The following is a 13714-nucleotide window of genomic DNA, read 5'->3' as shown; positions in this document are numbered from 1 at the left end:
CCTCATGGACATTCTCTTTATCGCCGACCCGCTCGAGCGCTTCAAGATCTACAAGGATTCGACCTACGCGATGATGGCCGAGGCGGCGCGGCGCGGGCATGCGGTGTACGCGTGCGAGCCGAACCATCTCGCGTGGACGGGCTCGGCCGTCGAGGCCGACGTGCGTCGCATCACGTTCGTCGGCGACCCGGACGACCTGCATCGCGGGACGTGGTACGAGGCCGGGCCGGTCGACGCGCGCCGCCTCGAATCGTTCGGCGCGGTGCTGATGCGCAAGGATCCGCCGTTCGACATGGAATACGTGACGTCGACCTGGCTGCTGGAGCTGGCCGAGCGCGCCGGCGCACGCGTGTTCAACAAGGCGCAGTCGATCCGCGACCATTCGGAGAAGCTCGCGATCGGCGAGTTTCCGCAGTTCGTCGCGCCGACGCTCGTCACGCGCGACGCGAAACGGCTGCGCGCATTCCACGCCGAGCACGGCGACGTGATCCTGAAGCCGCTCGACGGGATGGGCGGGATGGGCGTGTTCCGCGTGAAGCCGGACGGCATGAACCTCGGTTCGATCATCGAGATGCTGAGCCACGACGGCACGCGTTCGGTGATGGCGCAGAAATTCATCCCCGAGATCAAGGCCGGCGACAAGCGCATCCTGCTGATCGGCGGCGAGCCGGTGCCGTTTTCGCTCGCCCGGATTCCGCAGGGCAGCGAAGTGCGCGGCAATCTCGCGGCGGGCGGCCTCGGCGTTGCGCAGCCGCTGACCGCGCGCGATCGCGAGATCGCCGACACGCTCGGGCCGGTGCTCGCGGCACGCGGGTTGCTGCTGGTCGGCCTCGATGCGATCGGCGACTGGCTGACCGAGGTGAACGTCACGAGTCCGACGTGCTTCCGCGAGATCATGGAGCAGACGGGCTTCGACGTCGCCGCGATGTTCATCGACGCGCTGGAGCGTGCGGCCGCGTAAGCCGCTTTCCCGCGCAACCCCGGCGGCGGCCGCGCAGGTCCCCCGTCGCCGGAGCAGTTCGACCGGCCTGCTACAATGCCCGCTTGCCCGGTGCCGCGCTCGCGCACCATAGGCCCGGCGGTCGGGCCGAAACTGTTGCAAGGCTGAACATGGAACGTTTCCCTCACTCGCTACGCTCATTGCCCCGCCGCGGGGTGTCGGCCCGCCAGGGGCGGCCGGGAGCGATCTGACATGGCCGGGATCCTGATCATCGCGCACGCCCCGCTCGCCACCGCGCTGCGGGACTGCATCGCGCACATCTATGGCGGCGTGCCCGCCCGCATCGGCTGTATCGACGTGATGGCGGACAGCGATCCGACCCAGGTGATGGCGTTCGCGCACGCGGAGCTCGCACGGCTCAAGGAAGAGAACGGCGTGGTCGTGCTGACCGACATGTACGGCGCGACGCCCGCGAACATCGCCGGCCAGCTGGCCAAGATCGACAACGTGCGGGTGCTCGCGGGCGTGAACCTGCCGATGCTCGTGCGGGCCGTCTGCTACCGCACCGTGCCGCTCGACAAGCTGGTCGACAAGGCGCTGTCCGGCGGCGCGAAGGGCGTCCACGAGGTGTCCTCCGGTACGCCGCCGCCGCCGACGGAAACCGGCTGCGGCCAGTGCGCGCCGATTCCGCCCGAACCGCAGCCGCGCACCGAGTCGCACTGAGTTCCCGTTTTCCGTTTTAGACCGCACCGCCGGCGCGCGCCGCCGGCGGCCCCGACCGACCCGACCGAGAATCATGCTTCAACAAGAAACCACCATCGTCAACAAATTGGGGCTCCATGCGCGCGCATCGGCCAAGCTTACGCAACTGGCCGGCAACTTCCAGTCGGAAGTCTGGATGACGCGCAACGGGCGCAAGATCAATGCGAAGAGCATCATGGGCGTGATGATGCTGGCGGCCGGCATCGGCAGCACCGTGACGATCGAGACCGAAGGGCCCGACGAGCGGGAAGCGATGGACGCGCTGCTGAAGCTGATCGCCGACAAGTTCGGCGAAGGCCAGTGATCCTCACGCGGGATCGTTGCCGTTTCCAGCCAGAATGCCGCGGATTTCGCGGCATTTTTTTCGTCGCAAGCATTGATGCGGAATGCGCAATGCTGCGGTGCATGCAGTCAGCGGGGAGTCGCGGAATTTATAATCGCTAACCGGGGTCATAAGCGCATCGCAGCAGTGTGCCGCGGCTTTACTTGTACAGAGGAGGTGCGCGTGTCCTTCACGCTGCATGGCATTCCCGTCTCACGTGGTATCGCGATCGGGCGAGCGTATCTGATCGCGCCGGCGGCGCTCGACGTCGCCCATTACCTGGTCGAGGCAAACCAGATCGATGCGGAGGTCGAGCGCTTCCGCACCGCGCTCGAGGTCGTGCATTACGAACTCGAGGCGCTGCGCGCCGACCTGACCGACGACACGCCGAGCGAAGTCGGCGCATTCATCGACGTCCACGCGATGATCCTGAGCGACGAGATGCTCGTTCAGGAAACCATCGACCTGATCCGCACGCGCCGCTACAACGTCGAGTGGGCGCTGACCGAGCAGCTCGAGCTGCTCACGCGCCACTTCGACGACATCGAGGACGAATACCTGCGCGAGCGCAAGGCCGACATCGAGCAGGTGGTCGAGCGTGTGCTGAAGGCGCTCGCCGGCGCGCCGTCCGCGTCGCAGGCGCTCGACCGCGCGGCCAAGAACGGCACGAACGAGATGATCGTCGTCGCGCACGACATCGCGCCGGCCGACATGATGCAGTTCAAGTCGCAGTCGTTCCAGGCATTCGTCACCGATCTCGGCGGGCGCACGTCGCACACGGCGATCGTCGCGCGCAGCCTCGGCATTCCGGCCGCGGTCGGCGTGCAGCATGCGAGCGCGCTGATCCGCCAGGACGACCTGATCATCGTCGACGGCGACCAGGGCATCGTGATCGTCGATCCGGCGCCGATCGTCCTCGAGGAGTATTCGTACCGGCAGTCCGAGAAGCTGCTGGAGCAACGCAAGCTGCAGCGTCTGAAGTTCTCGCCGACGCAAACGTTGTGCGGCACCAAGATCGATCTGTACGCGAACATCGAGCTGCCCGACGACGCGAAGGCGGCCGTCGAGGCCGGCGCGGTCGGCGTCGGGCTGTTCCGTTCCGAGTTCCTGTTCATGCATCAGAAGGAGATGCCGGAAGAGGAGGAGCAGTTCGCCGCGTACAAGCGGGCCGTCGAGTGGATGAAGGGCATGCCGGTGACGATCCGCACGATCGACGTCGGCGCGGACAAGCCGCTCGAGGCGCTCGATGAAGGCTACGAGACGGCGCCGAACCCCGCGCTCGGCCTGCGCGCGATCCGCTGGAGCCTGTCCGAGCCGCAGATGTTCCTCACGCAGCTGCGCGCGATCCTGCGCGCGTCCGCGTTCGGCCAGGTGAAGATCCTGATCCCGATGCTCGCGCACGCGCAGGAGATCGACCAGACGCTCGACCTGATCCGCGAGGCGAAGCGCCAGCTCGACGACGCGGGGCTCGCGTACGACCCGAACGTGCGCATCGGCGCGATGATCGAGATTCCGGCCGCGGCGATCGCGCTGCCGCTGTTCCTGAAGCGGTTCGATTTCCTGTCGATCGGCACGAACGACCTGATCCAGTACACGCTCGCGATCGACCGTGCGGACAATGCGGTCGCGCACCTGTACGACCCGCTGCATCCGGCGGTGCTGCACCTGATCGCCTATACGTTGCGCGAAGCGAAGCGCGCGGGCGTGTCCGTGTCGGTGTGCGGGGAAATGGCGGGGGACCCGGCGCTCACGCGCCTGTTGCTCGGGATGGGGCTCACCGAGTTCTCGATGCACCCGAGCCAGTTGCTGGTCGTGAAGCAGGAGATCCTGCGGGCGCACCTGAAGGCGCTCGAAAAGCCGACGGCCGACGTGCTAGCCGCGTTCGAGCCGGAGGAAGTGCAGGCCGCGTTGCAGCGCCTGTCGGTTGCGGAGCCGCGCGCGGATGCGGCTGCGTAGTCGGCGTCCGCGTCGCCGCTAATCGTAGCGAAGTGTCACCACGCATGCGCCGCCCGGCGCATGCCCGTCGCGCGTCAGTGCCGGCTCCCGCACACGGGGCAGTCGGCCTGGCGCGCGATTTTCATCGTCGTCCATTCCATCCGCAGCGAATCGAGCATCATCAGCCGCCCGTTGAGCGTCTTGCCGATGTCGCCGATCACGCGCAGCGCCTCGGCGGCCTGCATCGCGCCGATGATCCCGACCGTCGGCGCGAACACGCCCATCGTCGCGCACGCGACTTCCTCGAATGGCTGGTCTTCCGGAAACACGCACGCATAGCAGGGCGCGGCCGGGTCGCGGAAGTCGAACGTGCTGATCTGCCCGTCGAAGCGCAGCGCGGCGCCCGATACGAGCGGCACGCCATGCGCGACGCAGGCGCGGTTGATCGCATGCCGCGTCGCGAAGTTGTCGGTGCAGTCGAGCACGACGCTCGCGCGCGGCACGTGCGCGTCGAGCCATGCATCGTCGACACGCTCCGCGACCGCGTGCACGGTCACCTCGGGGTTCAGCTGCGCGAGCGCGTCGCGCCCCGATTCGACCTTGTGGCGGCCGACCGACGCCGTCACGTGCAGGATCTGCCGCTGCAGGTTCGTGAGGTCGACCGTATCGGCGTCGACGAGCGTGATCGTGCCGACGCCCGATGCCGCGAGGTACATCGCGGCGGGCGAGCCGAGCCCCCCCGCGCCGATGACGATCGCATGCGCATCGAGAAAGCGCTGCTGCGCCTCGATGCCGATTTCGTCGACGAGGATGTGACGGGAGTAGCGAAGGAGTTGATCGTCGTTCATGGGGAGTCGTGGCGAGGCGGCACAGGTGTCGTTATTTTAGGCGCGCATGAAAAACGGGCCATCGCGGTCTTCCCGCGATGGCCCGTCGGATGCCGGCCGGCGCTTACTTCGGCGCCGACGCGGGCTTCGGTGCGGAAGCCGGCTTCGCGCTGGCGCCCGATGCCTTCGAGGCCGTGGCGGCCTTGCCGGCCGGGCCCTTCGTGCTTTCGGCGAGCAGCGACTTCGATTCCTGGACCGGCTTGCCTTCGAGCTTGTTGAGCGCCTGCTGCATCATGAAGTCGTCGGCGCTGCCGAACTCGATCGGCTTGCGATCGCGATCCTTCTGGCGCTGCTCCGGCGTCTTCTTGTCGTTCTGCTCTTCAAGCACGCGCAGCTGATCCATCCGGCGCTGCTCGCGGTCTTCCTGTTCCTTCTTCTCGTTCGGATCCTGCGTGTTCGCGAGGTGGTTCGTGTAGTCGACCTCGCGCGTCACGAGCACGTCGTCCGGATCGCCGTCCGCGTACTGATCGACCGGCACGTCCGGCGTGATGCCCTTGTTCTGGATCGAACGGCCGCTCGGCGTGTAGTAGTACGCGGTGGTCAGGCGCAGCGCGGTGTCGGCCGTCATCGGGCGGACCGTCTGCACCGAACCCTTGCCGAACGTCGTCTTGCCCATGATCTGCGCGCGCTTCGAATCCTGCAGCGCACCGGCGACGATTTCCGACGCGGACGCCGAATAGGCGTTCGTCAGCACGATCATCGGCACGGTCTTGAAGACCGGCGGCAGGTTCTTCAGCGGATCGCCGTCGAAGGACGGCAGGCGGTAGTTGTCATACGTATCGCGGTAGACCTGCTTCGAATCGGCGATCTGGCCGTTGGTCGACACGACGACGGAGTCGGGCGGCAGGAACGCGCCGGCCACGCCGACCGCGCTCTGCAGCAGGCCGCCGCCGTTGTTGCGCAGGTCGAGGACGAGGCCCTTCAGGTTCGGCTGCTGGCGTGCGATATCTTGCAGCTTCTGCGCGAGATCGGGCGTCGTGCGCTCCTGGAAGCTCGTGATGCGGACATACGCATAGCCCGGATCGAGGATCTTCATCTTCACGCTCTGGACCTTGATGATCGCGCGCGTGACCGTGACCGGGAACGTGCGGTCGTCGCTCTTGCGGAAGATCGTCAGCGTGACCTTGGTGCCCGGCTCGCCGCGCATCTGCTTCACGGCCTTGTCGAGCGTCATGCCGCGCACCGGCTTGTCGTTGATGCGGGTGATCAGGTCGCCCGGACGGATGCCGGCGCGGAACGCGGGGGTATCCTCGATCGGCGAGATCACCTTGACGAGGCCGTCTTCCTGCGAGATCTCGATGCCGAGACCCGCGAAGCGGCCCTTCGTCTGCTCCTGCAGCTCGTCATAGTCGGTCTTGTCGAGGAACGACGAGTGCGGGTCGAGGCTCGACACCATGCCCTTGATCGCGGCCGTCAGCAGCTTCTTGTCGTCGACCGGTTCGACGTACTCGCGCTTGATCTGTCCGAAGACTTCCGCGAACAGGCGGAGCTGGTCGAGGGGAAGCGGCGCCGTGGCGGTCTGCTCGGCCGATGCGGAAACCTGCAGCGTGGCGAACACGCCCGTGGCGAGGCCCGCGGCAATCAGGCCGATGTTCTTCAATTTCATTCGCATAGAGATCTGGTGCGGTCGGGAAGCGCGTGGCGGTAGCGGGGATGATGTAGCGGACAAGTATAACTGTTCGTCCGATAACTCAGTGGAACGGCGCGAAAAGCGTCGAAAAGGGCCCGGAGCCGGTCCGGCGGGCATCGCCGCGCGCGCCGCGGGTTCGAAAGCGGATTCGACAGCGTCGGCGCCGCGAAGGTTCGCGCGGGGCGCAGGGCAAGGGGCTGGGCCGGGGCCGGGCGGGCCGCACCGGACGCGGCCCGCCCGGCTCACCCGGCAGACGGGCGTCAGCCCGCCTTGCCCTGCTTCGCGACGGCGGCCTGCGCCTGCGCGATCGCGTCCTGGTCGCCGAGGTAATAGTGCTTGATCGGCTTCAGGTTCTCGTCGAGTTCATACACGAGCGGCACGCCGTTCGGGATGTTCAGGCCGACGATGTCGCTGTCCGAGATGCCGTCGAGGTACTTGATCAGCGCGCGCAGCGAGTTGCCGTGCGCGGCGATCAGCACCTGCTTGCCGGCGCGCACCGCCGGGGCGATCGACTCGTTCCACAGCGGCAGCACGCGCGCGACCGTGTCCTTCAGGCACTCGGTGAGCGGCAGCTGCTCGCTCGGCACCTTCGCGTAGCGCGGGTCGTTGAACGGCGCGCGCTCGTCGGTCGGCTCGAGCGCGGGCGGCGGCGTGTCGTAGCTGCGGCGCCACACGAGCACCTGGTCGTCGCCGAACTTCGCGGCCGTTTCCGCCTTGTTCAGGCCCGACAGCGCGCCGTAGTGGCGCTCGTTCAGGCGCCACGAGTGGACGACCGGCAGGTACATGAGGTCCATCTTGTCCTGCACGTGCCACAGCGTGCGGATCGCGCGCTTGAGCACCGACGTATACGCGATGTCGAACGTGTAGCCGGCCTCCTTGAGCAATTCGCCGGCCTGGTAGGCCTCGTTGCGACCCTGTTCGGTCAGGTCGACGTCGACCCAGCCGGTGAAGCGGTTTTCCTTGTTCCACGTCGATTCGCCGTGGCGGATGAGAACGAGTTTGTACATGGATCTTGCGGTCGGTAGTGAAGGAAGCTGTGGCGCGTCGCGCAGGACCCGACCCGGGCCCGCCATCGCGCAAGACGGTTATTTTATAATGGCGGGATTGTCCTCATCCGATTTCTCTTTTTCCGGCGGAATTCCGTGACGTTCTTTACCAATTACACCAACCTGGCCCTTATCGCGATCCTGGTGGTATCCGGCGGCCTGCTGGCCTGGCCCGCGCTGCGCCGCGGCCGCGGCGGCCTGTCCGCCGCGGAGGCGACGCAACTCATCAACCGTCGCAACGCGGTCGTGATCGACGTGCGCGCCGCGTCCGATTTCGCTGCCGGCCACCTGCCGTCGGCGCGCCAGGTCGCGGCAGGCGAGATCGGCACGAAAATCGCGCAGGTCGCGAAGAACAAGAGCACGCCGGTGCTGCTCGTCTGCCAGAACGGCCAGCAGTCGCAGAAGGCGGCGCGCGAGGTCGAGGCGGCGGGTTACGCCGAGGTGCACGTGCTCGAGGGCGGCGTGGCCGCCTGGCAGCAGGCCGGGATGCCGGTCGTCAAACAAGGAGTGGCGAAGTGAACAAGGTTTTGATGTACAGCACGCAGGTGTGTCCGTATTGCATCCAGGCCGAGCGCCTGCTGAAGCTGCGCGGTGTCGAGCAGATCGAGAAGGTGCTGATCGACCGCGATCCGGCCCGCCGCGACGAAATGATGACGCGCACGGGGCGCCGCACGGTGCCGCAGATCTATATCGGCGACACGCACGTCGGCGGTTACGACGATCTGTCGAAGCTCGACCGCGAAGGTGGGCTCGTCCCGCTTCTGCAAGCGGCCTGATTAGGGCAGAATGGCCGCCGGCCGCGCCGCGGCTTGGGCGCGCAGGATTCATCCGTGGCGGCCGGCGTGAAGCCGGGCCGCCCCGTCACCACTTTTAGGGAAACACCATGTCCGACGTCGAAAACCAACCGTTCTTCAACATCCAGCGCGTCTACCTGAAGGATATGTCGCTCGAGCAGCCGAATTCGCCGGCGATCTTCCTCGAGCAGGACATGCCGTCGGTTGAAGTCGAAGTCGACGTCAAGGCCGACCGCCTCGCGGAAAGCGTGTTCGAAGTCGTCGTGTCGGGCACCGTCACCGCGAAGGTGAAGGACAAGATCGCGTTCCTGATCGAAGCGAAGCAGGCCGGCATTTTCGACATCCGCAACATTCCGGATGAACAGCTCGACCCGCTCGTCGGCATCGCCTGCCCGACGATCCTGTTCCCGTACCTGCGTTCGAACATCGCCGACGCGATCACGCGTGCGGGCTTCCCGCCGATCCACCTGGCGGAAATCAACTTCCAGGCGCTGTACGAACAACGCCTCGCGCAGCTTCAGCAGCAGGCCGGTGCCGCAGCAGGCGCACCGAACGGCACGACGCTGAACTGACGTTTCACTCGGACCGGTGCTGGGTATGAAAGTAGCCGTTCTCGGCGCCGGTGCCTGGGGCACCGCGCTCGCGGGCCATCTGGCCGCGCGGCACGATACGCTTTTGTGGGCGCGCGACGCCGCGCTCATCGCCGGGCTGCAGGCCCGGCACGAAAATTCCCGCTATCTGGACGGCATCGCGCTGCCTGACGCGTTGCGCTACGACGCCGATCTCGGCGCCGCGCTCGCGCATGGCGCCGCGGACGACGCACTGTGCGTGATCGCCGCGCCGGTGGCCGGGTTGCGCACGCTGTGTCATGCGATGCGCGACGCAGGCTGCGTGCCCGCGCATGTCGTCTGGGTCTGCAAGGGCTTCGAGGCCGACACGCATCTGCTGCCGCATCAGGTGATCGCGGCCGAGCTGCCCGGGCAGCTCAGCAACGGCGTGCTGTCGGGGCCGAGCTTCGCGCGCGAAGTCGGGCAGTCGCTGCCCGTCGCGCTGACGGTGGCGAGCACGTCCGCCGAATGCCGCGAGCGCACGCTCGCCGCGTTCCATCACGGCGCGATGCGGATCTATACAGGCGACGACGTGGTCGGCGTCGAGGTTGGCGGCGCGGTGAAGAACGTGCTCGCGATCGCGACCGGCATCGCCGACGGTCTCGGCCTCGGGCTGAACGCGCGCGCCGCGCTGATTACGCGTGGCCTCGCCGAAATGTCGCGCCTCGGTGTCGCGCTCGGCGGCCGGGCGGAAACCTTCACGGGCCTCACGGGCCTCGGCGACCTGATCCTCACCGCCACGGGCGACCTGTCGCGCAACCGCACGGTCGGCCTGCAACTGGCGGCCGGCCGCACGCTGAACGACATCCTCGGCGCGCTCGGCCACGTGGCCGAAGGCGTGCGCTGCGCGCAGGCCGTGCTGGCCATCGCACGCGCGCAGTCGATCGAAATGCCGATCACCGAAGCCGTGTGCGGCGTGCTGTTCGACGGCATCGCGCCGCGCGACGCCGTCAGCGGCCTGCTGCGGCGCGACGCGCGCGCCGAGTAATACGACCCGGCGCCTTTGGGTGCCGTGTTCGCTGCGGGCGCGCGGCGTCAAAGCGCGCTACGCTTGAACAGTCTCCGGCGTTCCGGGAGGTTGTCATGCTGCAGATCCATTCCACCACGCTCGATGCGCAGGTCGTCGACATCACGACGCTCGATGTCGACGCGATCGTCAACGCCGCGAACGGCTCGCTGCTCGGCGGGGGCGGCGTCGACGGCGCGATCCATCGCGCGGCCGGCCCCGGCCTGCTGGCCGAATGCCGCACGCTCGGCGGCTGCGAGACGGGCGACGCCAAGCTCACGCGCGGCCACGGGCTGCCGGCGCGCTACGTGATCCATGCGGTCGGGCCCGTGTGGCACGGCGGCGGGCGCGGCGAGGCCGACCTGCTCGCGTCGTGCTACCGGCGCGCGATCGAGCTGGCCGAGGAGGTCGCGGCGACGTCGATCGCGTTCCCGGCGATCAGTTGCGGCATCTATCGCTATCCGGCCGAGGAAGCCGTCGAGATCGCGGTGGGCACCGTCGCCGAAATGCTGCCGCAGGCGCCGAACCTCGCACGCGTGGTGTTCGCGTGCTTTTCTCCCGACATCTACGACCTGTATCGCGCGCGGCTCGCACGGACGTGACGCGTCCCGCGTGGCGCGCTGCGCCGTGCAGGCGTCAGGCGCCGCCTTCGAAGCCGGCCTGGCGCCACGCCTCGAACACGACCACCGCGACCGTGTTCGACAGGTTCAGGCTGCGGTTGTCCGGCCGCATCGGCAGGCGCACGCGCTGTTCGTTCGGAAAGCGCTCGAGCAGCTCGGCGGGCAGGCCGCGCGTTTCCGAGCCGAACACGAACCAGTCGCCGGGCAGGAACGCGTGATCGTGGAAGCGGCCCGAGCCGCGCGTCGTGAACGCGAACATCCGTGCGGGGTCGGGCGTTTCCGTCGCGATGAACGCATCCCAGTCGCGGTGCACGCGCATCTGCGCATACTCGTGATAGTCGAGGCCCGCGCGGCGCATCCGCGCGTCGTCGAGCGGGAAGCCGAGCGGCTCGATCAGGTGCAGACGCGCGCCCGTGTTGGCGCACAGGCGGATCACGTTGCCGGTGTTCGGCGGAATTTCGGGGGCGACGAGGACGACGTTGAACATGTTTCGGTCTGGCTGGGCCGGCCGGGGCGGCGCCATGTGCGCGTTCCCGGCCGGCCGGTTCGTGGCGGCCGCCGCCGTGCTCGGGCGGCTGGCCTCTCTATCTAATTAATCCCTGGCGGTGCGCAGCGCAACCAGATTCGTCACGTGCGCGGCGCCCGCGGCCTTCAGTGCATGCGCGGCGGCCGCGAGCGTCGCGCCGGACGTCATCACGTCGTCGACGAGCGCGACGTGGCGGCCCGCGACGCCACCCGCCACCGCGAATGCCGCCATCACGTTGTCGCGTCGTGCGTGCCGGTCGAGCCGCGACTGCGGCGCGGTGTCGGCGACGCGCGCGAGCAGCACCGCATCCGCGCGCACGCCGAGCCGCCGCGCGAGCGGGCGCGCGATCGCCCACGCCTGGTTGTAGCCGCGCGCAACGAGCCGCCGGTGCGACAGCGGCACCGGCGCCACCAGGTCGAAGCCGCCGGCGCCGGGTGTATCGTCGATCAACCGGGCGAGCCGCGCCGCGAATTCGGTGCCGAGCGCGAGTTGCCGGTGAAACTTCAGGCCGCGCGCGAGCCCGTCGAGCGGTGCGCGGTAATCCGCCAGCGCGAGCGTCGCATCGAACGGCGGCGGCGCCGTGCGGCACGCGTCGCAACGGTATGCGGTAACGCGGCCGGCGCGAGCGCCGCGTCGCGGGGGCGAACGCGATGGCCCGATGCCCAGCGGCAGCGCGCAGACGTCGCAGCGCAGTCGCGCTTCATTCCAGTACGCGGCGTCGCAAGCACCGCAAATCAGGCTGTGTGACAAATTGCCGCACAGTGCGCAGCGATTCGGCAGCGCGACCGAGGCGACGCGCGCTGCCAGCGCGCGAACCTGCGACAAAGCGACGCGCATCGTGCGCGGGGCGGAACGGCGGATCATTGCAACACTCCTGACACCCCGCCTCAATGAAGCCTGCGAGGCGAGCGAGTATACTTCGGGCTCTTCGCCAGTGTGCCCGACATGTCCCCAGCTTCGACTTCAACCGGCCGTCCGGCCAATGACGCAAGGCGCCTGCGGCGGATCTTCGATCGCCGTGCCGCCACGTTCGATGCGGTCGCGTTCCTGCCGCGCGAGATCGCGCAGCGCATGAACGAGCGCCTCGAATACATCAAGGTGAGCCCCGCAGCCGTGCTGGACGCGGGCTGCGGCCCGGGCGACGACCTGCCGGCGCTGCGCGCGCGCTTTCCCGAGGCGCCCGTGTTCGGCGTCGACCTGTCCGGCGCGATGCTCGCGCGAGCAGGGCAGCGCGAGGTCGAGCAGACGAGCTGGCGCCGCTGGCTGCCGGCCTCGCTCGGCCGCGCACTGGGCCCGCGCGGCCCGCGCGTCGCGCAGGCCGATTTCGCCGCGCTGCCGTTCCCCGGCGGCGCGTTCGACCTGATCTGGTCGAATCTCGCCCTCCACTGGCATTCGCGCCCGGACGCGGTGCTGCCCGAATGGCAGCGCGTGCTGCGCGTGAACGGGCTGCTGATGTTCAGCACGCTCGGCCCCGATACGCTGCGCGAACTGCGCGCGGCCTGCGCGGACGCCGAAGCGGCGCTGGGCATGGCGCCGCCCGCCGCGCGCGTGATCGATTTCGTCGACATGCACGACCTCGGCGACATGCTCGTCGAGAGCGGCTTCGAGATTCCCGTGATGGATCAGGAAGTGCTGACCGTCACCTACAAATCCCCCGACTCGCTGCTGGCCGACGTGCGCCGCTGGGGCGCCTATCCGTTCGACCGCGAGGCGCCGCAGCGCGCGACGCGGCGCTTTCGCGCGGCGCTCGGCGACGCGCTGGAGGCCCGCCGGCGCGAGGACGGCACGATTCCGCTGACATTCGAAGTGATCTACGGCCACGCGTGGAAGGCCGTGCCGCGCACGACCGCCGAAGGGCACGGGATCGTGCGCATCGAGGACATCGGAAAGGGGCGTCCGAAGAATCGGTAAAGCGGTAAAGAGGGGTTTTGTTATGTCTGAAATTAGCGGCGCAAAGCGGGGTCGAATTGGCGCCTAAAATGGCCGGAAAGCTTGTCGCGCTTGGCTCGCGGGCCGATAGTCGCTTGCTTGTGGATGCCATTGAACCCGCCTATAATGCGTCAGCTTGTCGTCCCGGGGTCCCCGCAATACGGGCCGACGAGTCCGATGCAGGCATGCATCGCATGCCATTCGCGTGAGGCGGCGATGGAAGCAGCGAGGGTGTTGGCGGAGACGACGAACGGCGAGCCGGTCCTGGAAGACTGGCTGATGAAACGCAACTGTTCGGCGTCGCCGCGCCAGTTCGTGCTGTTTTATGCGTCGCTCGCGGGCTTCTCGCTGGTGATCGCGACATTGCTGATGTGGCGGGGGGCTTGGCTCGTCATGCCCTTCACCGGAATCGAGTTGCTGGCTGTGGGTGTCGCATTTGCGATCTATGCTCGCCATGCGGTCGATTACGAACGCATCAGGCTGTATCCGCACCGGCTCGTGATCGAGCGAATGGATGCGGAGCGGCTCACGCAGATCGAATTCAACCCGCGCTGGGTGCGGGTCGAGCCGGGTGCGACGCCACGCGATCCGATTCGGCTGGTATCGCGCGGGCAGACCGTCGTAATCGGTCAGCATCTCGCGCAGTACAAGCGGGCGCAGTTCGCCGACGAACTGCGCGTATCGCTCAGGCGCTGCGGCTGACGAGGCG

Annotated in this window: 16 protein-coding genes; 11 read left to right on the top strand and 5 right to left on the bottom strand. The window is 68.0% G+C overall.

Annotation, left to right across the window (positions count from 1 at the left end; all coding sequences use genetic code 11):
- The first annotated feature begins 4 nt into the window (after positions 1-4).
- The 4 genes from gshB to ptsP all read left to right on the top strand — a co-directional run bounded on the left by gshB (position 5) and on the right by ptsP (position 3980).
- Positions 5-961, top strand: coding sequence for a glutathione synthase (gene gshB, locus QZM35_RS21225; RefSeq protein WP_301776725.1), 957 nt, complete (start codon positions 5-7; stop codon positions 959-961).
- A 231-nt stretch (positions 962-1192) separates the two neighbouring features.
- Positions 1193-1663 (top strand): PTS sugar transporter subunit IIA, encoded by a 471-nt coding sequence (locus QZM35_RS21220; RefSeq protein ID WP_089426398.1) that lies wholly within the window; start codon positions 1193-1195, stop codon positions 1661-1663.
- 73 nt (positions 1664-1736) lie between these two features.
- Entirely contained in the window at positions 1737-2006 is a 270-nt protein-coding gene (locus QZM35_RS21215; protein WP_006477716.1) for an HPr family phosphocarrier protein, read from the top strand.
- A 201-nt stretch (positions 2007-2207) separates the two neighbouring features.
- Positions 2208-3980, top strand: a complete 1773-nt coding sequence (ptsP, locus tag QZM35_RS21210) for a phosphoenolpyruvate--protein phosphotransferase (protein ID WP_089426660.1) — start codon at positions 2208-2210, stop codon at positions 3978-3980.
- Between the two features lie 74 nt (positions 3981-4054).
- On the opposite strand, the gene QZM35_RS21205 is transcribed toward ptsP, so the two are convergent.
- The 3 genes from QZM35_RS21205 to gpmA all read right to left on the bottom strand — a co-directional run bounded on the left by QZM35_RS21205 (position 4055) and on the right by gpmA (position 7483).
- The gene (locus tag QZM35_RS21205; RefSeq protein WP_301776724.1) at positions 4055-4807 is read right to left on the bottom strand and encodes a HesA/MoeB/ThiF family protein; all 753 of its coding nucleotides are present in this window, start codon (positions 4805-4807) and stop codon (positions 4055-4057) included.
- 103 nt (positions 4808-4910) lie between these two features.
- Entirely contained in the window at positions 4911-6458 is a 1548-nt protein-coding gene (locus QZM35_RS21200; protein WP_039346234.1) for a S41 family peptidase, read from the bottom strand.
- Positions 6459-6736: 278 nt separating this feature from the next.
- On the bottom strand, positions 6737-7483 hold the full coding sequence (gene gpmA, locus QZM35_RS21195) for a 2,3-diphosphoglycerate-dependent phosphoglycerate mutase (protein WP_301776723.1): 747 nt from the start codon (positions 7481-7483) through the stop codon (positions 6737-6739).
- A gap of 135 nt (positions 7484-7618) precedes the next feature.
- On the opposite strand from gpmA, the gene QZM35_RS21190 reads away from it, so the two are divergent.
- From QZM35_RS21190 to QZM35_RS21170, 5 genes are all read left to right on the top strand, one after another.
- A complete protein-coding gene (locus QZM35_RS21190; protein ID WP_089426395.1) occupies positions 7619-8041 on the top strand; it encodes a rhodanese-like domain-containing protein in 423 nt (140 codons plus the stop codon).
- Positions 8038-8298 (top strand): glutaredoxin 3, encoded by a 261-nt coding sequence (gene grxC, locus QZM35_RS21185; protein ID WP_039346228.1) that lies wholly within the window; start codon positions 8038-8040, stop codon positions 8296-8298. The genes QZM35_RS21190 and grxC overlap by 4 nt, the downstream gene beginning before the upstream one ends.
- A 107-nt stretch (positions 8299-8405) precedes the next feature.
- Positions 8406-8888, top strand: a complete 483-nt coding sequence (gene secB, locus QZM35_RS21180; RefSeq protein ID WP_089426394.1) for a protein-export chaperone SecB — start codon at positions 8406-8408, stop codon at positions 8886-8888.
- A gap of 25 nt (positions 8889-8913) precedes the next feature.
- Positions 8914-9912 carry an NAD(P)H-dependent glycerol-3-phosphate dehydrogenase gene (locus tag QZM35_RS21175; RefSeq protein WP_089426393.1) on the top strand — a complete coding sequence of 333 codons (999 nt, stop codon included), beginning with the start codon at positions 8914-8916 and terminating at the stop codon, positions 9910-9912.
- A gap of 95 nt (positions 9913-10007) precedes the next feature.
- Positions 10008-10532, top strand: coding sequence for an O-acetyl-ADP-ribose deacetylase (locus QZM35_RS21170; protein ID WP_089426392.1), 525 nt, complete (start codon positions 10008-10010; stop codon positions 10530-10532).
- 34 nt (positions 10533-10566) lie between these two features.
- Here QZM35_RS21170 and trmL read toward each other — a convergent pair whose 3' ends face one another.
- Together trmL and QZM35_RS21160 are read right to left on the bottom strand one after the other, a co-directional pair.
- Positions 10567-11037 (bottom strand): tRNA (uridine(34)/cytosine(34)/5-carboxymethylaminomethyluridine(34)-2'-O)-methyltransferase TrmL, encoded by a 471-nt coding sequence (trmL, locus tag QZM35_RS21165; protein WP_174973100.1) that lies wholly within the window; start codon positions 11035-11037, stop codon positions 10567-10569.
- A gap of 105 nt (positions 11038-11142) precedes the next feature.
- A complete protein-coding gene (locus QZM35_RS21160; protein WP_089426391.1) occupies positions 11143-11940 on the bottom strand; it encodes a ComF family protein in 798 nt (265 codons plus the stop codon).
- 81 nt (positions 11941-12021) lie between these two features.
- Between QZM35_RS21160 and QZM35_RS21155 the strand changes: the two genes are divergently transcribed.
- A complete protein-coding gene (locus QZM35_RS21155) occupies positions 12022-12987 on the top strand; it encodes a methyltransferase domain-containing protein (RefSeq protein WP_089426390.1) in 966 nt (321 codons plus the stop codon).
- A gap of 195 nt (positions 12988-13182) precedes the next feature.
- Positions 13183-13707 (top strand): DUF2244 domain-containing protein, encoded by a 525-nt coding sequence (locus QZM35_RS21150; RefSeq protein WP_046544359.1) that lies wholly within the window; start codon positions 13183-13185, stop codon positions 13705-13707.
- Positions 13708-13714: the final 7 nt, after the last annotated feature.

It is taken from the genome of Burkholderia sp. AU45274 (assembly GCF_030482505.1).
In the GTDB taxonomy this organism is placed as follows: Bacteria; Pseudomonadota; Gammaproteobacteria; order Burkholderiales; family Burkholderiaceae; genus Burkholderia.
This window is presented reverse-complemented; position numbering and strand designations above follow the sequence as displayed.

What these genes read in the sequence shown, in the direction of transcription:
- gshB (WP_301776725.1), top strand. Translation starts at nt 5, where the DNA reads ATGGACATTCTCTTTATCGCCGACCCGCTCGAGCGCTTCAAGATCTAC.
- QZM35_RS21220 (WP_089426398.1), top strand. Translation starts at nt 1,193, where the DNA reads ATGGCCGGGATCCTGATCATCGCGCACGCCCCGCTCGCCACCGCGCTG.
- QZM35_RS21215 (WP_006477716.1), top strand. Translation starts at nt 1,737, where the DNA reads ATGCTTCAACAAGAAACCACCATCGTCAACAAATTGGGGCTCCATGCG.
- QZM35_RS21205 (WP_301776724.1), bottom strand. Translation starts at nt 4,807, where the DNA reads ATGAACGACGATCAACTCCTTCGCTACTCCCGTCACATCCTCGTCGAC.
- QZM35_RS21200 (WP_039346234.1), bottom strand. Translation starts at nt 6,458, where the DNA reads ATGCGAATGAAATTGAAGAACATCGGCCTGATTGCCGCGGGCCTCGCC.
- gpmA (WP_301776723.1), bottom strand. Translation starts at nt 7,483, where the DNA reads ATGTACAAACTCGTTCTCATCCGCCACGGCGAATCGACGTGGAACAAG.
- secB (WP_089426394.1), top strand. Translation starts at nt 8,406, where the DNA reads ATGTCCGACGTCGAAAACCAACCGTTCTTCAACATCCAGCGCGTCTAC.
- QZM35_RS21175 (WP_089426393.1), top strand. Translation starts at nt 8,914, where the DNA reads ATGAAAGTAGCCGTTCTCGGCGCCGGTGCCTGGGGCACCGCGCTCGCG.
- QZM35_RS21170 (WP_089426392.1), top strand. Translation starts at nt 10,008, where the DNA reads ATGCTGCAGATCCATTCCACCACGCTCGATGCGCAGGTCGTCGACATC.
- trmL (WP_174973100.1), bottom strand. Translation starts at nt 11,037, where the DNA reads ATGTTCAACGTCGTCCTCGTCGCCCCCGAAATTCCGCCGAACACCGGC.
- QZM35_RS21160 (WP_089426391.1), bottom strand. Translation starts at nt 11,940, where the DNA reads ATGATCCGCCGTTCCGCCCCGCGCACGATGCGCGTCGCTTTGTCGCAG.
- QZM35_RS21155 (WP_089426390.1), top strand. Translation starts at nt 12,022, where the DNA reads ATGTCCCCAGCTTCGACTTCAACCGGCCGTCCGGCCAATGACGCAAGG.
- QZM35_RS21150 (WP_046544359.1), top strand. Translation starts at nt 13,183, where the DNA reads ATGCAGGCATGCATCGCATGCCATTCGCGTGAGGCGGCGATGGAAGCA.